Origin of the sequence: Lacticaseibacillus baoqingensis (assembly GCF_003946165.1) — a bacterium.
In the GTDB taxonomy this organism is placed as follows: Bacteria; Bacillota; Bacilli; order Lactobacillales; family Lactobacillaceae; genus Lacticaseibacillus; species Lacticaseibacillus baoqingensis.
On sequence record NZ_RHOI01000007.1, the window covers coordinates 1 to 20,207 of the forward strand.

Consider the following 20,207-nt stretch of genomic DNA (forward strand, 5'->3'; position numbering starts at 1 on the left):
ACAGGTCGTATCGACTTGGTGTTTTTTATTTTGTCTGAGTGCTAATGATAGTGGCTAACTTGATTGTAAAACGCGGGGATCTTTTAAAGTTTCAGATGTTCAACCAAATTTCGCGGTTGCATCGCGATTTGACGATCAAAGATCTGAGCAGTATTTTGCATGTCGAATATCAAGCGGCATATAATGTTTTTCAAGAATTGCTGGAAGAGTTGCGTAAGCTCACCGATGCGCCGCGAGTGACAGTGCGTAAGGCCTTGCGAGGGAAAGCACCATTACCGATTTCAGTTGATGAATACCGTTCCTACCTATTGAAACGCGCAATCGGCTACACGTTGATCGATTATGCGGTGTCTGCGCCGCGGCCAAACATCACACATTTTTGCGCCGTGAATTTTATCAGTGCTTCGACAGTTTCTCGGCGCGCCAAGCGGATCGAGGACTTTTTGGATCATTATCACGTTAAACTGCGCTTGCGGCCGTTAAGTCTGCAAGGGGATGAAATGCACATTCGCTTGATGTTACAAGCGATGTATTGGCAAGCGCATCATGGGACTTTTTGGCCATTTGAAGCAGTTATTCCGGAAAAGTTAGTCCAAATGTACGGTTTGAAAAAACGTGATCCTAATCCAATTGCACGATTGAAAGATTGTTTATTTATTGGGATCTGCAGTGTGCGCGTGGGCTTGCGCAATCGCTTGGATGAAAGTGCCTATTTGGAGTTGATCACGGATATATTGGAAAAAGCCCAACTTCCATGGTCAGGCAATACGAATGCGGTAAGCCTCACAGAGGCTGCTTTTATGGAAAGTTACCGGGCGGCACAAATCAGTTTTGCCCCCGAAATGACAACGACAGACGCTGCAATGACTGTGGATTTGGCGGTGTTGACCAATCCGGTCACGCAATGTGTCAGCCGCGTGATTCAAGTGGCGATCCAACAATGGTATCCACAAATCAACAGGCAACAGCGCCACAACTTGTTGCGCTTGGCTTCTGGGGTAGCGATTTTCGGTGATTGCTTGCCTTATGATCACCTGCTCCAGCTGGCAAAGCCGATTCATCCGGATGTGGCCGCGGCAATTGCCGCAGCGTTGTTGACGCTGCCAGAAGGGGGAATATATGCCGCTTTTCGAAAACATTGCCAGGAGCTTTCGGTGTTGGTCATTGCCGTGCTGGGGGAGACGGCGATGGTCGATCAAGGCAAGCACGATATTAAAATCGAGTTGCAAGTGGCACCAGAAGAATTCGGCTATCGGCAGTTAAAGGCGTTTTTAAGTGCGTTGCCATGGATCGAAATCAGTCCCAACCAGCCGGATCTGCGTATCGTTAGCGAGCGATACCGACCGGTGCGTCACGCAGATACTGGACCAAAGGAATTCCAGTGGTTCGAAGATGCCTTGAGCACAAAAACCTATCGTGGCAAGTTATTAGAGGTCTTAACGACTTTGCGTGATTAAAGCAAGCCGTTGCCGTCTTGGCAGTTTGGGATGGCGGCGGCTTTTTTGGGGTGCTTTAAAGGCTTTTCTGGGCTTGACATTTCCGATCCTGCTATGCATTATATAAGTGGGGAAAATATGAATTAGGAAGTGTAAGCTTATGAGACGTAAGGACTTAACCGGGCAGAAGTTTGGCCGCTTAACAGTGGTCCGCTATGTTGGCGCGGCCAAAAATGGTAACGCGCGTTGGTTGTGTAAATGTGATTGCGGCAACGAAACTGTTGTCGATGGCTACCGCTTGCGCAAAGGGACGACGATCAGCTGCGGCTGTTATCGGCGTGAATACATGCGTAAAGCGATCATGGAAAACCCTAAGACGGTGGCGCAAATGGGCCAAAAGAGTCAATTTGTCAACAGCGAAGGGGTCAACTTGGCTGCTGTGACAAAGTTGCGCTCGAGTAACCGTTCTGGCGTGATCGGAGTCTCGTTTGACAAGCAGTCAGCCAAGTGGAATTCTCGCTTGTATCTCAAAGGCAAACTGGTGTTAAACAAGCAGTTCGTGAATTTTGAAGATGCTGTCAAGGCCCGACATGAAGCTGAAAAAGAATACCTCGAACCGATCCTTGAACGGGTCGAGGCAGGTAAACAAAAAAATGAATGCTAGCTAACAAAAAGTCCCACCTTCTTTGATCTCAAGGAAGGCGGGACTTTTTTAGTGAGGGGTTATTGCATTTTTTTGGTCGCCGCTTGTAAGGCTTTAGCGGCAGTGGTGACACTTTGCAAATTGGCAGTGGCGATGTCTGCTTGTTGGCCCAAGGCACTGTCGTATTGATTGAGCTGTGATAACGCCGTGTCGATCGCGGCTTTGTCAGTTGGATCGGCGGCAACCGTGTCGAAGAAGTCCTTTTCGGCTGTTTGCAGTTCTTTATAGTAAGAATCAAAAGTCCGGTGATCGAGTTTGGCCAGGCGCAAGTCAGTCAGCAAGTCGCGCAGTTCGTCTTGCGGCAGCGTTGGGCTATTTTGATTGTGCAGTTTTGTCAAGCGGGTGGTCAAGGTGTCGATTTGCGTTTGCGCACTTTCAAGTGCTTGGTAAGCGGCCTTGCGCTTGGCCAGCAGCTTATTGATCGGGCCAGCGTTTTGAAAATCAGCATTTGGATCGGCGGCATACGCAGATTGGAATGTCGCGGGAAAATCACCGACGGCATCGTTGACGCGGGTGATCGCTTGGGTTTGTTTGGCGACACTGGTCGTCACCGTGCGGCTGTCTTGTTTGAGCTGTGCTTTTTGGTCAAATGCCGGCCCAGTGCACCCTGCCAGCAAAGCGAGCAAGCCGATCGCGAGGATCCATCGCTTTTTCATATAACCGCCCCTTTTTAACCTTAATCGTAGCGTAAAAGGCGCCTAAATACTAGTGGAAACGGTAATTGCACAGATAATTGGAAAAGGCAATATTATTTATTATTTTATGTTGAGTCGTCAAACTTGAACGGGTCTAAACCACGTGCTACACTAAAAATGTACTTTCCGAATGGGCGTGGTTATGGGGTTCCAAGAATATCCTCCATCCGCACCAAACAGAAAATGCAATCTTATTATTCGCGCAATATGCGCAAGGAGGAATGTTCTCATGGAACATGGTACTGTAAAATGGTTTAACGCTGAAAAAGGTTACGGCTTTATCACTCGCGAAGACGGCTCTGACGTCTTTGTACATTTTTCTGCGATTCAAGGCGACGGCTACAAGACACTTGAAGAAGAGCAAAAAGTGACCTTTGATGTTGAACAAAGCGACCGCGGCCCACAAGCGGTCAACGTCACCAAAGAATAAACCTAATTCGTCAGCAATTGTAATGGTGCCGCAGCACCAGCGGCAGCAAATGTGACCAAGACCTCATCGTCTAGTCGCGTTTTACTAAGCAACGCCCATGACAAAAGCGCCTTGGAACCGCGATTCACCGAATCGTGGCCCCAAGGCGCTTTTGTCATGGGCTAAAACCGTTTTGTGCTTCAGCCTGATTTTTGTCCTGCAATCATAGTATTGCCGACGATTTATGAGTCGGTTTTAGACGAGCGGACCTTGTTCTCCTGGGTAGTAAAAGCCCCAAGCCTCACGCGCTTGGCTCATGATGGTCATGACTTCGCGCGTCCACTGCAAAGTGGGATTTTCACCCGTTGCCACGGCTTGGGCCATGTCGTCGATTTCATAGGCCATCGCTTTGGATTCGTCTCCAGCCGTGAGATGTTCAGTCAACCCATCCGGATGAGTGAGGCTGGCTTCTTGGCTGCGGGGATATTGGTCGACGGTGAAATAACCTTCTTCATAAGCAACCATGCCCATTTTCGGCATCTTGGCTTGGAGGTTCAACGCAACAGTGACTTGTTCATTATTGGCATTGGTCAATAAGAAACTGCTTTGGCCATCAACGCCGGTGTCCGTTTTGACCATTTGAGTCGCGACCAGTTTTGGCGGGGCGGTCATAAAGCGGCGCGCAAAACTCAATGCGTAAATACCAATATCTAATAAAGCCCCGCCGGCCAGTGCCGGGTTCAATAGCCGATCTTTAGGGGCGTAGGGCACATGCGAGCCAAAAGTCACCTGAATGGTTTTGAGCCGGCCTAAAGCTTGCTCTTTGACGGCGGCTTCGATGGCAGGATATAACGGCATATGATAGATGGTTTGGGCTTCCATCAAGATCAAGTGCTTGGATGCGGCGACGGCGACAAGCGCTTCTAGCTGAGTCGCACTTAACGTGATCGCTTTTTCCGCAAGCACATGCTTGCCTGCATTCAAGGCTTGCAAGATGTTTTCATAGTGAAAATTATGCGTGGTGGCCACATAAACGATGTCGATCGCCGGATCGGCGAATAAATCGGCATAGCTGTCATACGCATGGGGCACATTGAATTCTTGGGCGAATGCTTCAGCGCGCTGGCGATCATGTGCGGCCACGCCGTAAAGGGTTTGACTGGGGGCAAAATACGTGGCAAAGCTGCGGGCGATCCGCCCAAGGCCAATGATGCCCCATTTGTAGTTTGGCATAAGTGCTCACCTCTGGATTGAATTTAACGCGACCTTAATATATCACATTCCGGCACCGAGGCTGAAACATGTTACACTGATATTGAGGTGATAACTGTGAATGATCAAGATTTGATTGAGTTGGCGGCGTTGACCTTGCAACAACGCGACGGCAATGCCACGGCATTAGAGACCGCCTTGCATATTCCGGTGGCTGCGATCCAAGCCAATGAAGCAGCGCTGTTGCCGCAACAGCGGGAACAGTTGCGCTTTTTGTTCAGCGATTATGAATGGATGTTAGCGCAAAAATTAGCGGTGCTGCAAAGTACGGCACCGGCTGCAGGCACCTTAGCACAACGCTATCAGCTGGCGAAGACGGTGATTGCAAAAGCTTGGCTGCGCTCACCGAGCTTGACGACAAGTTATGTCAAAGAGCCGCGCAGCACGGGGCGTGTGAGTGTGCATCTGCAATTACGTCAAGATTATGGCGTCCACGGATTAGTCGATATCTTAGACTTCGTGGTCCCGACGCAAGTGGCCAAGCAGTTGCAAACCAAGCAATTAGATCTGCTGACTTGGGCAGATGCGCATCTAGAAGATTCGGTGAAGTGAGGGGAAGCCAATGGCGCGTCGCCGGCGTAAGCAAAAATTACCGCCTTTGATCGTGACGATGATCGTCATGTTAGGGATAGGCGTGAGCGTCGTTGGTTGTCAAGCGTGGCAAAATCGGCAAACCGCCGAAGACATCACGACTCAAACCAATGGTGAAGAGACTAAAGCGGCATTTATCAAACGGCTGGCACCGTATGCCCAACAACTCCACCAAACCTATGGGGTGTATGCCAGCATTACTTTGGCGCAGGCCATTTTAGAGTCAGATTGGGGGCAAAGTACGCTGGCCAAGGATTATCACAATCTTTTTGGGATCAAAAGCAATGATCCGGCCAATAGCCAAGTGCTTACAACTCAAGAATATGTGAATGATCAATGGGTGACGATCAAAGCCCGCTTTGCGGTGTATCCGTCTGACCAAGCGTCGATGAAAGCACATGCGTTGTTGTTCGTCAATGGCACCAACTGGAATCCGGCCCAGTATCAAACGGTGCTAAAAGCCACGACATATCAAGCGGCGGCTCAGGCCCTGAAAACTGACGGCTATGCGACAGATCCTGATTACCCCAACAAGCTGATCAATTTGATCAAGCAGTGGCAGCTAGACCAATATGACTGATGACGAATCGTTCGGGAATTTCCCAGGCGCGATTTTTAGGCGTTTTGGCAGAACTGCTGGTTAAGCCGAGCCGCGGCGGTAAGATGCATGATCAGTTGGATATGGCGCAGATGAAAATTAAGCTGATCATAGTAAAACCCGAATAATCGGGTTTTTTATTTTACCTTATTCCGGTTTCGGATAAGCCTAGAGATAACCTATCATATAAGCCTTTTGGTCAGATGGTCAAGGATATATATGGAGCATTAAAAGGAACACGAAATCCGGATGTTCGGTTGTTTAGCCGCGCAATTTGTGGTAAACTTTGTAAAATTTAACGAATTGGTAAAGGATGTGCATACTGGTGAAATTACTGGAAGACCGGATCAAAAAAGATGGTCAAGTACTTGGCGCAGAGGTATTGAAGGTGGATAATTTTTTGAACCACCAGATCGATCCTGATTTGATGACAGCTTTGGGGCAGGAGTTTTATCAGCAATTCGCTGACGCCAAGATCACCAAGATCTTAACGGTCGAAAGTTCCGGGATCGCACCGGCATTGGCCACTGGCATGGCTTTTCATGTACCAGTCGTGTTTGCGCGCAAACATAAGTCATTAACGCTAAAAGACGACTTATATACAGCCGAGGTGTATTCTTTCACCAAGAAAACGTCTAACCAAATCGCGATCGCCCAGAAGTTTTTGCAAGCTGATGATACGGTGCTGATCATCGATGACTTTTTGGCCAATGGTCAAGCCGTCGAAGGGCTGATCGATATCATTGGGCAAGCCAATGCGACACTGGCTGGTGTGGGAATCGTGATCGAAAAGAGTTTCCAAAAAGGACGCAAGCTGCTTGATGAGCGGCAGATCAAAACGGTTTCGCTGGCGCGGATCAAGGCGTTTGTTGATGGTCAAATCGAGTTTGAAGAGGAGGACTAATGGCAAGCAAGGATATTTCTGCGCCTAAAGCTGCTGTTTTAGGGATCCAGCATTTATTAGCGATGTATTCTGGTTCAGTGTTAGTGCCGATTTTGATCGGGGCATCGTTGCATTTTAGCAGTGAGCAGATGACCTACCTGGTTTCGATCGACATCTTTATGTGTGGGGTCGCAACGGCGTTACAGATCTTTGCCAACAAAGTCTTTGGGATCGGCTTGCCGGTCGTGTTAGGGTGTGCGGTGCAAGCGGTCAGCCCGTTGATCATGATCGGTCAAAAATATGATTTTCAAACCATGTATGGGGCGATCATTGCGGCCGGGTTGTTTGTGTTTGTGATCGGCGGCGTTTTTGCCAAATTGCGGCGGCTGTTTCCGCCTTTGGTCACTGGGACGCTGATCACCGTGATCGGGTTATCCTTGATCCCTGTCGCCTTTCAAAACTTAGGCGGCGGCTCGACGAGTGCTAAAGACTTCGGGAGCATGACCAATCTTGCCGTGGGCACGTTTACCGTGTTGCTGATCTTGGCTTTTAATGTGTGGGGGCGCGGGTTCGTGCGCTCGATCGCGATTTTGATCGGCTTGATCGGCGGAACGGTTTTGGCAGGCTTTTTGGGGATGGTTTCCTTTGCCCCAGTCGCTGAAGCCAGCTGGTTTCATGTGCCGACGCCATTTTACTTTGGGGTGCCGCATTTTGAATGGAGCTCGATCGTGACCATGATCTTGATTTCGTTAGTGTCAATGGTCGAATCCACCGGGGTCTTCTTTGCTTTAGGCGATGTCGTTGGGCGCAAGATCGAAGAAGATGACCTCAAGCGCGGTTATCGGGCGGAAGGGATCGCTGTGTTTTTAGGCGGGATCTTCAACACCTTTCCATACACCACGTTTTCGCAAAACGTCGGTTTAGTGCAATTGTCTGGAATCAAGACGCGCAAGCCGGTGATGTTTTCGGCTTTATTTTTAGTTTTATTAGGCCTGTTGCCGAAAATCGGGGCATTGGCCACGATCATTCCGTCGCCGGTGTTAGGCGGCGCAATGCTGGTGATGTTTGGGATGGTCGCGGTACAAGGTGTGCGGATGTTGCAGCAAGTGGACTTCCATAATGACAAAAACCTCTTGGTCGCAGCGATTTCGATCGGCTTAGGCTTAGGCGTGACTGTCCAGCCGCAGATCGTTCAAGGTTTGCCAAAAACCGCCCAATTATTATTTGGTTCCGGGATCTTAATGGCTTCGGTGTCTGCTGTCTTATTGAATTGGCTGTTTAATGCATCGACGCCGCAACCGGAACTCGCGACAGAAGATGGCCTGAACGAAAAAGAATAGTGTCAACTGAAAGAGGACTTGATTATGCCTCACTTTATTAAGCCAGGTGCTGTCATCGGCATTATTGGCGGTGGTGTGCGCGCATACCACCTGGTATTAGCGGCGCGCAAACTGGGAATGCATGCGATCGTGATGGCACCGGCAGATGGTGATATTGCTTTTGAAGTGGCCGATATGCGTTTGCTTGGCGGACCCACAGATACGGCGGCGCTGCAGCGGTTGGTGGCATTGGCGCAGGTGATCACCTTTGTCGATGAAAACGTCGATGGGACTGCGTTGGCTGCCGTTGCACGGCCAGAACAGCTGCCGTCTGGAATCGATATTTTTAGCGTTACGCAAGACCGGTATTTGGAAAAAGTCTTCTTAGACGATTTGAACATGAATATTTTGCCTTATGCCCAAGTGGTAACGCCTAATGATATTGCCGCGGCGGTGGAAACTGTCGGGTTTCCTGCGATCCTCAAGCCGATCCAAAAAGGGATCGGCGTCGATCAACAGCTGCGCTTGCTGGAACCAGAAGATGTCAAGCGCGCAGAACAACTATTGCAACAGCGTCCATATGTCTTAGAAGCATGGTTGGATGAGCCAACCGAATATTCGGTGCTGGTGGCCAAATCTGGTGAGACGATCAAAGTCATGCCAGTGGTGGAAAATCAGTTCAGCAACCATGAATTACGCTCATCGGTGGTACCTGCTGCCGGGGGTGCAGCGGTGATGCAAGAGATCCAGCGGATCGCGCGGGTATTAGCAGAAAAGATCGATTACAACGGGGTTTTTGGCATTGAGCTGTTCATGACGGCTTCATTGACCTTGTATGTGAAGCGGATCTTTCCGGGTCCGCAGATGAATGGCCATATTCTGGCCGCCACCACCGGCATTTCAGAATATACCATGCATTTGCGGGCATTGTTAGGCTGGCCGCTGCCAGACGTGACACTGTTGCGCGGTGGCGCGTTATTGCCGTTGCGCAAAGCTGATCGGGCTGCGGCGATGACGCAGATCCAGATCAAACCCGCATGGCAGTTTGATTTTTATCCAGAAGGGGATCCCTTGATCGGCCAAATCGCAGTATTAGGTGATCGCGATGCGATCAAAAACACGATCAACGCCACCGATTATTTTCAGCTTTAAGCCAAGGCGTTTTGGGCAAATCGTTTTCATTTTAACTTTTGTGTGCCAACTTTAAAAACCTAGTCCCATCACTCAAGGAGGAATTGCTTTCATGATCGACCGTTACAGCCGTCCACAGATGGCGGCAGTTTGGACCGAAGAGAATCGTTACAAGGCTTGGCTTGAAGTGGAGATCCTGGCCGCAGAGGCGTGGTCGAGTTTAGGCGAGATCCCGGCTGAAGACGTCAAAGCGATGCGCCAAAATGCACGCTTTAGCGTGGCGCGGATCCATGAGATCGAAGCGGTGACGCGCCATGACGTGGTCGCCTTTACCCGTACGGTGTCAGAGTCGCTGGGGGCAGAGAAAAAATGGGTCCATTTTGGCTTAACGTCTACTGATGTTGTGGATACTGCCCAAGGCTATGTCTTAAAACAAGCCAACGCGATTTTACGCGCAGATCTGCAAGCGTTGACGGATGCATTGGCGAAGCTGGCAAAAACCTATCAGCATACCGTGATGATGGGCCGCACCCATGGTGTCCATGCCGAACCGACGACTTTTGGGTTAGTCGTTGCCACTTGGTATTCAGAGATGAAACGCAACTTGGCGCGTTTTGACGAAGCGGCTGCAGAAGTTGAAGCTGGCAAGATCTCTGGGGCAGTGGGGACGTTTGCCAATACGCCGCCAGCAGTGGAAGCTTATGTTTGCGACCACTTAGGCATTCGCGCCCAAGAGATATCCACGCAAGTCTTACCGCGCGATTTGCATGCTCGTTATATCCAAACGCTGGGCTTGATCGCCACGTCCGTTGAACGGTTTGCGACGCAAGTGCGGCATATGCAGCGCACTGAAGTCCATGAAGTCGAAGAACACTTCAACCCTGGACAAAAAGGCTCTAGCGCCATGCCGCATAAGCGCAACCCGATCGGTTCTGAAAATGTCTCCGGATTAGCCCGGATCATTCGCGGTTATAGTGTTCCGGCCTTAGAAGATGTGAACTTATGGCATGAACGCGACATTTCGCATTCTTCAGCGGAACGGATGATGCTGCCGGATGCGACTGGGTTGTTGGATTACATCTTGCACCGCTTCACCGCGATCATCACCAATTTGGATGTTTTCCCAGAAACCATGATCGAAAACATGAACAAGACGCATGGCTTGATCTTTAGCCAACGGGTGATGCTTAAGCTGATCGAATCGGGGTTGTCACGTGAAGCCGCTTATGATCTGGTCCAGCCCAAAACGGCGCAAGCCTGGGATGAACACCGCGATTTCCGGCAACTGCTAGAAGCAGATCCAGCAGTGACAAAGCGGTTGGATCAAGCCGCGATCGATGATGCGTTTGACTATCATTATCATCTCAAACATGTCGATGAGATCTTCGCACGCATCGGGCTTTAACGCCAGTACAGTCTCAAGCAAGGCCGGGTGACCGGTCTTTTTTAGTGTCACGGATGTGGTAAGATGGATTAGGAAAAACGCACAGGGGGAGTATGATGGACGACTTGAAAGAGGCGCTGCAAACGCTTTTTACACCGGAGTGGCAGCCGCAGCTGCTCACGGCCTTAAAAACGTTGGCGCGCGTAGGCGGTGGCGATCCAGCTGCGATCGGGCTGACAGGATTGACGCTGGATCTGCGCGGGTTATGGCCGCAAACCCTCACCATAGCAGACCAAGTGCTTGTCAGTGAGACATTGTGGCCGCGCATCACGGCCACGGCGACGCTTGCCAGCCAGCCGCCTGTTGCCAAGCCGGTAGATTGGCTGGTGCGCAAGCTGCTGCGTCAGTATACGACGGCGTTGCGCGACCCGGAACAGCTGCCGCAAGCCATTTTCCCGCAATGGGCGGCGGTGCGGGCGTTATATAACCATTTGCAAGCGTACGCGGCGATCAATCATCAACAACACCTTGATGCCGAGCAGGCGCCTGTGACGTTGACCTTGTTTGGACCGGTAGCCGCCGAGACCAAGGCCTTATTGGCCCAAACGCCAGTGGTCTGGCATCCGCAAACCATGACCCCGCCGTGGCAGCGGGCGTTTAGTGCCCAAACGCATATGGAAGACTTGGAAATTGCTGCCGCCAAACCGCGCATGGGGCATGCCGAAGCCGGCTTACAAAATGATGTGCTTGTGCGGGCGCGCGGATTGAAAAAACGCCACTGGCACCAAACGGCAGCGCCGGCGTTTTCGGTGCAGCCGCCACAACTGCGGCAACTTAGCGGCCGCCCGGCTGCGTATACGGTGTTTGATCTGGAATTTTCCAGCGGCAATCAACAAGAAGGCCAATTTGCAACGGAAATCGGTGCGGTGAAAGTGCGCGCCGGTGAAATCGTTGACGTTTTTGATGCCTTCGTGCAGATCCCGCATGGCAAGCGGCTGAATCGCCGCTCACAAGCCTTGACTGGGATCCATACCGGTTTGTTGATGCGGTATGGGCGGCCGCCAGCGACGGCGCTCACGGAATTTCAAAACTTCATCGGTCAAGACCCCTTGCTGGGATTTGCGGTGAAAGGCGGCGATTTATTAGTCATGCAACGCCAGTTTGGGTTGTATGCGACCCCTGGGCGGATCTTAGATGTTGCCGATTTAGCGAAGGCCAGCGGGCCGATGCCAGGGCTGCCCGATGTTGGTTTGGCCAAATATCGGCGGTATTTAGGACTGGATATTTTAGCCCATGGGGCCATTTACGATGCTGTGACGACTTATGCTTTATATGCGTATTTGCAAGGTCAACCGCTGCTGCCAGAAGAATTGATGACCAAATTCAATCAAGTGTTTGCCGCAACCAGCTTTAAATAAGCAGGCAATTGCGCATACCAAAAACCCCATGGCGACGATTTGGACAAAATCGTGGCGTCATGGGGTTTTTTGGTGAGCGTCGGTGCTTCGTTAGTCGCCGAGGCGTTTTTCACCTTCGAGTTGCTGGATCTTGGAGATGTCTTGTGTTACTTCCAAACAGCCGAGATAAGCGCCTGCCGGGTTGCGGATGGCAAAATAGCGAATGTAGACCATTTTTTCATGGTGCAGGTTGATCCAAAAATCCGCATGGTCTTGTTTGCCAGCATGGAAATCGTGTAAGATCTTCTCCACTTTGTCGACTGACTTAGGCGGATGGCAGTCTTTGACTAAGCGCCCGATCACGGCTGTGGTACGCGGAAAGACCCGCTCACCAGAATCGGAAAACCAGCGCACGGTGTCGGTGGCATCCACAAAGGTCAAGTCTAACGGCAGCAGCCGCAAGACATTGGTCAGCTCACCCAGATCCATTGAACCGGTTGGCAACAAGACTCGGGCGGGATGGATCCCATCGATTTCGATGCGGCCGGAATCAGATTCGCTGGTGGCGGCACCAAATACCGCTGGACCGCGATGGGTGTTGTGGGATTGCTTGGGTTTTTGGACAGAAATGCTGGGGACATGTTTTTCGTTGTCACCGTCTGCGGTTTGGGCCTTTTGGAGTTTGGCGACTGTCGCAGCCGGCGCCACCGGCATGGGCGTGCCATTGTGGATCTCGGCGAGGACATCGCGATCAGTAGGGGCTTGCGGCCGCTGAGAGGCTAATTCTTGGCTTTGCGCCAATTGTTCAGCCATTGCGTTGAGTTCTTTGGCGAGTTTGGATGGTTTCGGCTTGGTTGCCAGTTCTTCTGCAGTCGGCTGCCAAGGCAGCGGTTGGGCGATCAAAGTGTATCCGATGGGATCGGATTCGCGTTGGATCATGGCCCAATCACTAGGGGTGAAGACTTCTAGGTTCATTGGCAGCATGATCTCTTCTTCTTTGAAGACCATCTCATCGACTTCTTTAGCCGCTTTTTCGATCGCTTTTTCGATGGCGTATTTATCCGGCAGCGGATCGGCGTTGACTAATTGTTGGGCCGCTTTGATCCAGCCGCGGATCTCATCATCCACGCCCCACATCACTTTTGGCGGTGCAGTGATGCCATACTTGGTCATCAGTGGAAAGATCAAGTTTTCTTTGCGCAGATAGTGATGATCGATCTTCGCTAAGTCGGCTAAGGCGTTTTGCATCCGGGTCAACAAGGTCGGGTCGCTGCCTGATTGTTGCCATTTTTTCAAAGTGGGCAAGAGCTCATCATTCAACAGACTCATCAACACCGTGTTTTCCAATTTCAATACCTGGACCGGGTGCCCGGGGATCGCTTCTGTGGGCGTTTTGGTATTGTTGTTGATCTTGCCGCGAAACACCGCAGCATGAACGTTACAAAGCGTCTGGATCTCCATTGGGTTGAGCCCGGTGGCGATCAATTCACGCTCGGCGTTGGTGATTTCAGAGACATCAACGCCGTCAAACGTCTCATCAAAGATCTGCTTGGCGGTTTCAAAATTGCCCCCTTCATGGAGCATCGATAAGATCTGCACGATTTTTTTCTGGCGATCGATCGCGTGTGATTCAGTCATGGTCAGCCACCTCATATCCGGCTTGCTGGAGCTTGGCAAGCAAGTCCGCTTGGGCAATGTGTTTCATTTTGGCGCCTTTTTCCAGGGTCATAAAGCGGCCGACAGTATTGAGCAAATTGGGATTGGTGACACCGTCCAAGCCCATGGCGACCATGATCTTGATGAGATCAGGATGTTTTGCGACTAAGTCACGCACTGGCGTATTTAAAGCGATTGTTGTCATCGTAAGCCCTTCCTTCTTAAATTATCTGTATTATACCATCGGCAATGCAGCGATTCGTTAGAAAAATTGTGCGTATTAGTCTTTTCCCTACCGCAAATCGACGATACGGCTTTTGCGTGACTTTCGGCCAGCTTCGCGGTACATTGAGTGCAAAAGAGGTGTTTTGCATGCATGAGATCCCTGAAACATTAGCGCAAGCAGAAGCGCTGGCGGTTAAGCTGCAGTGGCCAGTTGATCAAGTGATCACCCAAGGCTTACAAAATTGGGCGCAACAATTACTGGATGAAGGGTTTGAAGGCGGCTACTTGACCGCCAAGCTGCAGGCGGATGGCCTGCACATTGCAGATATCAATGGACAGCCGCTGTTGGTTGAACCTGGCATCACGTCGGCATGGACCGTGCGGTTTAAAGAGGCCCCACATGCGACAATGTTGGCCATTCAAACCAAGTTGCGGGCGCTGATCGATGCCGGCAAGCTTCACTAGCTGCTGGTCAAGGCAAGATGAAAACACCACCTGTTTGGTGGCTTAAACGGCGCTTGGCGCACGACTGAATCGATAGTTGTGGGTCAAGCGCCTTTATTTTGTGGCGGCTGCCGGCTTGTCCGCTTTCAAAACACAAAGGGAGATTTACTGAAACTCGATGCGCTGGCGGCTGTAAACCACTTCGCATTTTTGTTACAATGTTATCGACTGACTGTACCTCATGAAAGGACGAATAACCTTATGGCGACTGCCTTATTGACTGGCATGAACGACAAACAAACTGAAGCGGTATTAGCGACAGAAGGCCCGGTATTGATCATGGCCGGGGCCGGCTCAGGTAAAACGCGGGTGTTAACGCATCGGATTGCCTATTTGATCGAAGAAAAAAATATCAATCCATGGCGGATCTTAGCGATCACGTTCACGAACAAAGCGGCTAAGGAAATGAAAGAACGGGTCGGCAAGCTGTTGGATGCCGAAGTGGCGCGGGATGTTTGGGTCTCAACGTTTCACGCCTTGTGTGTGCGGATCTTGCGGCGTGATATCGAAAAGCTTGGCTATCACCGTGCGTTCACCATTGCCGATCCGGCAGAGCAGTTGACTTTGGTCAAGCATATTGTGGCGGATTTGAATTTAGACCCTAAACGCTATGATCCCAAGGCCATTTTAAGTACGATCTCGAATGCCAAAAACGAGCTTTTGACGCCTAAAGACTATGCGGCGCAAGCCAACAGTCCTTTTGAAAAAATCGTGGTCGAAGTGTACGGCGAGTATCAAAAACGCCTGCGCGGTGATCAAGCGCTGGATTTTGATGACTTGATCATGTTGACCATCCAACTATTCCAACAAGACCAGGAAACCTTGGCATTTTATCAGCGCAAGTTTCAATATATCCATGTTGATGAATACCAGGATACCAATGAAGCCCAATACCAATTGGTCAGCTTATTGGCGCAAGGGTATCGCAACTTGTGTGTCGTCGGGGATGCGGATCAAAGTATTTACGGCTGGCGCGGCGCGAATATGCAAAACATCTTGGATTTTAAAGATGATTACCCAGACGCGCAAGTGATCTTATTGGAGCAAAATTACCGTTCGACTAAAAATATCCTAGCGGCAGCCAATGCCGTGATCAAAAACAACAAGACCCGCCAGGTCAAGACGCTGTGGACGGAAAATCAAACCGGCGACAAAATCGTGTATTATCGCGCGCAAAGCGAAACGGATGAAGCGTATTTTGTGATCAGGACCATCGAAGCGCAAATCGCCAAGCATGCGCATCAATATGGTGATTTTGCGATCTTATATCGGACCAATGCCCAATCACGGGCGATCGAAGAAGCCTTCGTGAAGTCCAACATTCCTTATAAGATGATCGGTGGGCATAAGTTTTATGACCGCAAAGAAATCAGAGACGCCTTGGCGTATTTCCGCCTGGTCGTCAATCCAGATGACGATATGAGCTTCAACCGCATCGTCAATGAACCCAAACGCGGCATTGGCGCGACGTCAGTGGAGAAGTTAGTGGCCTTTGCCGCCCAAAACGGCTGGTCATTGTTAGAAGCGGCAGCCAATGCTGAATTATCACCGGTATCTGGCAAAGCCCGCAAAAGCCTGGCTGAATTTGGCATGACCATGCAAAAGTTGGCCGTGCAGCGCAAAGATTGGTCGATCACGCAACTAATGGAACACCTCTTAGACGACACAGGCTATTTGCCGGCATTGAAAGCCTCTGATTCCGTCGAAGCGGAAACGCGCATCGACAACTTGAATGAATTGCTGTCAGTGACCCAACAATTTGATGCCCGGTATGAACCAGAAGATGAAAATAGTGATATTTTTGTCGACTTCTTAGCCGATCTGGCTTTGTTGTCGGATCAAGATGATGTGGATGAAGAAGCGCAAGAAGTCACGTTGATGACCTTGCATGCGGCTAAAGGGTTGGAATTTCCGGTGGTCTTTTTGGTCGGGATGGAAGAAGGCCTCTTCCCGCTGAGCCGCGCGGCGATGGATGAAACGCAGTTAGAAGAAGAACGGCGCTTGGCGTATGTCGGCATCACCCGGGCCCAAAAACAGCTCTATTTGTCTAATGCTTATGGACGCATGCTTTATGGGCAGCGGCAAAATAATCCGGCCAGTCGCTTTATTGAAGAAATCGATCCGGAACTGTTAGAGACTGCTGGCGCCACGCAGCCTAAATCAGATATTCCCTTCATCAATCGCACCAATCGTGCCGTTACGCCGACTTACGCTAAACACCCAATGGGCACTAAAGCCAAAGTGGTGGCCAACCATACCAGCGCACCGACAACTAAAGCCGGGCGCACCATTTGGCAAGCCGGTGATAAAGTCCAGCACCGCAAGTGGGGCGTGGGCACGGTGGTGAAGGTCAATGGCAAAGGCGATGACCAAGAATTAGACATTGCCTTTCCATCACAAGGGGTCAAACGCTTATTAGCGGCTTTTGCCCCGATCGTTAAGCAACAAGATTAATTCGATTTCAAGGAGGAAGCCCATGGCAGATAAGCCAGTTGCCCAATGTTCTCAAGCAGAAGCCGCCGCGGCGGTGGCCGCTTTGGTGAACCAGCTGAATACTTGGCGGCAAGAATACTACACCAATGATGCCCCCAGTGTTGAAGATCATGTGTATGATGCCAACTACCGCCGCCTCCAAGAGTTTGAAGCGGCATTTCCTGCGCTAGTTGCCAGCGACTCACCCACGCAGCAAGTCGGTGGGGCCTTAGCTGAAGACTTGCCGAAAGTCCCACATCCGATTCCGATGCTGTCGATGGGGGATGTGTTTTCGCTGGCTGAGTTGCAAGACTGGGCGAGCCGGCTTGAAGCCGGCGTGGAACAAGCGGTGGCTTACAATGTTGAATTAAAGATCGACGGGTTATCCTTGGCACTGGTGTATGAAAAAGGCCGTTTGGTGCAAGGCTCGACGCGTGGGGATGGCAATATTGGCGAGGATGTGACCAAAAACGTCCGCACGATCCCAGACATCCCGCAAACCTTACCGGAACCATTAGACCTTGAGGTGCGCGGGGAATGCTACATGCCCAAAGCGGCGTTTGCCAAATTAAATGCTCAACGAGAAGCGCAAGGTCAAAGCATTTTCGCCAACCCGCGCAATGCTGCGGCTGGCAGCTTGCGCCAACTAGATGCGCAAGTCACCAAACAGCGGCAGCTAGCCACATTCATGTATACCGTGATCGCCCCGGATCAATATGGCATCACCACGCAGCATGAAGCGTTAGCATTTTTGCAGCGGCTGGGATTTGCAACGAATCCCACCAGTGTAGTCGCGGCAGATTTAGCCACTATCGACGCCTACATTACCGCCCAAACGGCAGATCGGGATGCCTTAGCTTATGGGATCGATGGCATCGTGGTGAAAGTCAATGACTTGGCCTTACAAGCGCAACTGGGCAACACGGTGAAAGTGCCGCGGTGGGAGATCGCGTATAAATTTCCGCCGGAAGAAGCGCAAACCGTGATCCAAGCCATCGAATGGACGGTTGGCCGCACCGGCGTCGTGACGCCCACTGCGGTGATGACCCCGGTGTCTTTAGCCGGTACGACGGTGGCTCGGGCCACATTGCACAATGAAGACCAAATCAAGGCCAAAGACATCCGCATTGGAGATACCGTGATGTTGCACAAAGCAGGCGATATCATCCCAGAAGTCTCCCGGGTAGTGTTAGCAAAACGGCCGGCAGATTCATTGCCGGTGACGATCCCGACCAACTGTCCGTCATGTGGGGAAGCTTTGGTGCATTTGGATGAGGAAGTGGCCTTGCGCTGTATCAACCCGCGCTGCCCGGCGCAAGTGGCGTCACAGTTGACGCATTTTGCCTCGCGCAATGCCATGAATATCGATGGGTTAGGTCCCAAGATCATCGCCCAATTATTGGCCAAAGACTTGGTCCAAGACGTGGCTGATCTTTATCAGCTGACGGCAGCCCAACTGGCAGAGTTGGATAAGTTCAAAGAAAAGTCGATTAATAATCTGTTAAATGCCATTGATAAGAGTCGGCAAAACTCTGCAGAACGCCTACTATTTGGGTTAGGGATCCGGCATGTCGGCGGCAAAGCCGCCAAGCTGCTATTGGCGCATTTTGGTGATGTGCCGACTTTGAGTCAAGCCAGTGCCGAAGCGATCGCCGCTGTGCCTGGGATCGGGCCGATCATTGCCGATTCTGCAGTCGCTTGGTTTGCCACGCCTGGCGCCAAGCAGCTGCTGGCGGAATTGACGCAAGCGGGGGTCAATCTGGCGTATACCAGTGCGCAGCCAACGGCTACCAGCGGCGCATTTGCCGGCAAAACCGTGGTGATCACCGGTAAGTTCACGGCTTTTTCGCGGCCGGAATTGGCGCGGCAACTCGAAGCTTTAGGGGCGAAAGTCACCGGCTCGGTGTCGAAAAAAACGGATCTGCTTGCTGCTGGTGAAGCAGCCGGCAGCAAGTTGGCGAAAGCCCAGGCGCTGGCGATCCCAGTGATGAACGAGGCGCAACTCCTCGAAACGATACAAAGTGAGGAAAAATAGGATGAAGAAACTATTGGCAGCCGGCGTGATGCTGGCGTTGGTCGTGACTTTAGCAGGGTGTGGGAAGCTGAGTTTCAGCTCTGATGCCACCGACTCGAGTTCCGGCACTGCAACCAGCAAGTATCAAACCACCGGGACCGTAGATAGCAGCATGTACCAAGGTGTGATCAAAAACGGCCGCTATCAAACCAGTTCTGCGCGCGGGCTGACCATTACGACCAACACGCAAGGCAGCAACACTTACAACATCAAATCAATGGAAAGCGGCTTAAAGTCGATTTCCATGACGCATTTTTCCACCAGCAAATACGATTTGGAAGAAGGCCAGCTGATCTCCACGGCCACCGCCGAAAATTGGCTGGCGCGGCAATCCAGCAGCAACCCTGATGGTTTGAATCCGGCCAAAGGGTCGGGGGCAGATTATCAAACGAAGCGGCCGGAATACTTAGCGACCTTGTTGGAACAAGATTACATGGTGGCTAATGGGAATTCTTTGAAACTAGGCGGCATTTCGATCGCTTTAGGCATGAATGAATATTATTACTACCAAAAAAAGGCTTATGGCGCGACTTATTCGACGCACATCGATACGCCGACGCTGAATAAAGCCGGGCGCGCCATGGCGGCCAAAGTCGTCGCCCGCTTGCGAAAAATGAAAGGCGTCAGCAATGACACGCCGATCGTGGTGGCATTGTATAAAAACGCCGATCAAGATGCGTTAGTCGGCGGCACCTTCTTTTCTTCAGTCACCTCTAAGTCTGGGACCCAGCTTGGGGATTGGAAGACCATCAACGAGCAAAATCAGGTCTTGCCAGTGGTGGAAAACGAAAAGGCTTTGAACACTACAGTGGCTAATGATTTTTCCAATTTCTCTGATCAAATCGAAAACTTCTTCCCAACTTTAGCCGGGGTGACGGCCCAAACGCATTATGAAAGCGGCCAGCTGACCGGGATGAACATCACGGTCAATACCCAATTTTATGGCCAAACCGAGATCGAAAGCTTTACCCAATATGTGGCCAGTTCGGCGCAAAAGTATCTGCCCAGCGGCAGCAAGATCGAGATCACGATCCAATCGACCAGCGGAATCCAAGCATTCGTTGCCCGAGAAAGCGGCGAGAAATCGTTCTACACCCATGTATTTGGCAGTTATTGAATGGTAAACTAAAAAATAGTTTAAACACAGAAAGCAGGGATACGATGATTTCAAAAGAAAGCGTCGCGCATGTCGCAGAATTGGCGCGGTTATCTTTTTCTGAAGCGGAGCTGCAACAATATACCGCACAAATGGACGACATCTTGAACATGTTCGAGCAGCTGGAAGCCGTTGACACGACGAACGTGGCGCCAACGACCCAAAGCATTCACCTGCAAAACGTGATGCGCGCCGATGAAGCGGTCAACGAAACGAAGACAGAAGACTTGTTCAAGAATGTGCCGACTTACAAAGGGACCTTGATCCAAGTACCTGCGATCATTGACAAAGAGGAGGACTAG

Annotated in this window: 20 protein-coding genes; 15 read left to right on the plus strand and 5 right to left on the minus strand. The window is 51.0% G+C overall.

Annotated elements, in window-relative coordinates; all coding sequences use genetic code 11:
* Window positions 1–95: 95 nt before the first annotated feature.
* Both EKM91_RS03990 and EKM91_RS03995 read left to right on the plus strand, forming a co-directional pair.
* A complete protein-coding gene (locus EKM91_RS03990) occupies window positions 96–1,457 on the plus strand; it encodes a helix-turn-helix domain-containing protein (protein ID WP_164508443.1) in 1,362 nt (453 codons plus the stop codon).
* A 139-nt stretch (window positions 1,458–1,596) separates the two neighbouring features.
* On the plus strand, window positions 1,597–2,100 hold the full coding sequence (locus tag EKM91_RS03995; RefSeq protein WP_125750100.1) for an alcohol dehydrogenase: 504 nt from the start codon (window positions 1,597–1,599) through the stop codon (window positions 2,098–2,100).
* Between the two features lie 59 nt (window positions 2,101–2,159).
* Here EKM91_RS03995 and EKM91_RS04000 read toward each other — a convergent pair whose 3' ends face one another.
* Entirely contained in the window at window positions 2,160–2,795 is a 636-nt protein-coding gene (locus EKM91_RS04000; RefSeq protein ID WP_125750103.1) for a hypothetical protein, read from the minus strand.
* A gap of 268 nt (window positions 2,796–3,063) precedes the next feature.
* Here EKM91_RS04000 and EKM91_RS04005 point away from each other — a divergent pair, with 268 nt between their 5' ends.
* The gene (locus EKM91_RS04005) at window positions 3,064–3,264 is read left to right on the plus strand and encodes a cold-shock protein (RefSeq protein ID WP_125750106.1); all 201 of its coding nucleotides are present in this window, start codon (window positions 3,064–3,066) and stop codon (window positions 3,262–3,264) included.
* A gap of 2 nt (window positions 3,265–3,266) precedes the next feature.
* On the opposite strand, the gene EKM91_RS13800 is transcribed toward EKM91_RS04005, so the two are convergent.
* Both EKM91_RS13800 and EKM91_RS04010 read right to left on the minus strand, forming a co-directional pair.
* Window positions 3,267–3,422: a hypothetical protein gene (locus EKM91_RS13800; RefSeq protein ID WP_164508444.1), complete on the minus strand. Its 156-nt coding sequence runs from the start codon at window positions 3,420–3,422 to the stop codon at window positions 3,267–3,269.
* 76 nt (window positions 3,423–3,498) lie between these two features.
* Window positions 3,499–4,476 carry a Gfo/Idh/MocA family protein gene (locus EKM91_RS04010; protein WP_125750110.1) on the minus strand — a complete coding sequence of 326 codons (978 nt, stop codon included), beginning with the start codon at window positions 4,474–4,476 and terminating at the stop codon, window positions 3,499–3,501.
* Between the two features lie 96 nt (window positions 4,477–4,572).
* Between EKM91_RS04010 and EKM91_RS04015 the strand changes: the two genes are divergently transcribed.
* The 7 genes from EKM91_RS04015 (at window position 4,573) to EKM91_RS04045 (ending at window position 11,839) form a co-directional block, all read left to right on the plus strand.
* The gene (locus EKM91_RS04015; protein WP_125750113.1) at window positions 4,573–5,067 is read left to right on the plus strand and encodes a hypothetical protein; all 495 of its coding nucleotides are present in this window, start codon (window positions 4,573–4,575) and stop codon (window positions 5,065–5,067) included.
* Between the two features lie 10 nt (window positions 5,068–5,077).
* Entirely contained in the window at window positions 5,078–5,686 is a 609-nt protein-coding gene (locus EKM91_RS04020; RefSeq protein WP_125750116.1) for a glycoside hydrolase family 73 protein, read from the plus strand.
* A 343-nt stretch (window positions 5,687–6,029) separates the two neighbouring features.
* The gene (locus EKM91_RS04025; protein WP_125750119.1) at window positions 6,030–6,608 is read left to right on the plus strand and encodes a xanthine phosphoribosyltransferase; all 579 of its coding nucleotides are present in this window, start codon (window positions 6,030–6,032) and stop codon (window positions 6,606–6,608) included.
* The gene (locus EKM91_RS04030) at window positions 6,608–7,927 is read left to right on the plus strand and encodes a nucleobase:cation symporter-2 family protein (RefSeq protein WP_125750122.1); all 1,320 of its coding nucleotides are present in this window, start codon (window positions 6,608–6,610) and stop codon (window positions 7,925–7,927) included. The genes EKM91_RS04025 and EKM91_RS04030 overlap by 1 nt, the downstream gene beginning before the upstream one ends.
* A 24-nt stretch (window positions 7,928–7,951) precedes the next feature.
* Window positions 7,952–9,058, plus strand: coding sequence for an ATP-grasp domain-containing protein (locus tag EKM91_RS04035; protein ID WP_125750125.1), 1,107 nt, complete (start codon window positions 7,952–7,954; stop codon window positions 9,056–9,058).
* Window positions 9,059–9,149: 91 nt separating this feature from the next.
* Entirely contained in the window at window positions 9,150–10,442 is a 1,293-nt protein-coding gene (purB, locus tag EKM91_RS04040) for an adenylosuccinate lyase (RefSeq protein WP_125750128.1), read from the plus strand.
* A 95-nt stretch (window positions 10,443–10,537) separates the two neighbouring features.
* On the plus strand, window positions 10,538–11,839 hold the full coding sequence (locus EKM91_RS04045) for a 3'-5' exonuclease (protein ID WP_164508445.1): 1,302 nt from the start codon (window positions 10,538–10,540) through the stop codon (window positions 11,837–11,839).
* A 90-nt stretch (window positions 11,840–11,929) separates the two neighbouring features.
* Here EKM91_RS04045 and EKM91_RS04050 read toward each other — a convergent pair whose 3' ends face one another.
* Both EKM91_RS04050 and EKM91_RS04055 read right to left on the minus strand, forming a co-directional pair.
* A complete protein-coding gene (locus EKM91_RS04050) occupies window positions 11,930–13,456 on the minus strand; it encodes a DUF438 domain-containing protein (protein WP_125750133.1) in 1,527 nt (508 codons plus the stop codon).
* Entirely contained in the window at window positions 13,449–13,679 is a 231-nt protein-coding gene (locus tag EKM91_RS04055) for a DUF1858 domain-containing protein (RefSeq protein ID WP_125750136.1), read from the minus strand. Before EKM91_RS04055 ends, EKM91_RS04050 begins: the two co-directional genes overlap by 8 nt.
* Before the next feature lie 167 nt (window positions 13,680–13,846).
* Between EKM91_RS04055 and EKM91_RS04060 the strand changes: the two genes are divergently transcribed.
* The 5 genes from EKM91_RS04060 (at window position 13,847) to gatC (ending at window position 20,207) form a co-directional block, all read left to right on the plus strand.
* Entirely contained in the window at window positions 13,847–14,164 is a 318-nt protein-coding gene (locus tag EKM91_RS04060; protein WP_125750139.1) for a hypothetical protein, read from the plus strand.
* A gap of 240 nt (window positions 14,165–14,404) precedes the next feature.
* A complete protein-coding gene (pcrA, locus tag EKM91_RS04065) occupies window positions 14,405–16,657 on the plus strand; it encodes a DNA helicase PcrA (RefSeq protein WP_125750142.1) in 2,253 nt (750 codons plus the stop codon).
* Window positions 16,658–16,679: 22 nt separating this feature from the next.
* A complete protein-coding gene (gene ligA, locus EKM91_RS04070; RefSeq protein ID WP_125750145.1) occupies window positions 16,680–18,710 on the plus strand; it encodes an NAD-dependent DNA ligase LigA in 2,031 nt (676 codons plus the stop codon).
* Window position 18,711: 1 nt separating this feature from the next.
* Window positions 18,712–19,866, plus strand: coding sequence for a CamS family sex pheromone protein (locus EKM91_RS04075; protein WP_125750148.1), 1,155 nt, complete (start codon window positions 18,712–18,714; stop codon window positions 19,864–19,866).
* A gap of 44 nt (window positions 19,867–19,910) precedes the next feature.
* On the plus strand, window positions 19,911–20,207 hold the full coding sequence (gene gatC, locus EKM91_RS04080) for an Asp-tRNA(Asn)/Glu-tRNA(Gln) amidotransferase subunit GatC (protein ID WP_125750151.1): 297 nt from the start codon (window positions 19,911–19,913) through the stop codon (window positions 20,205–20,207).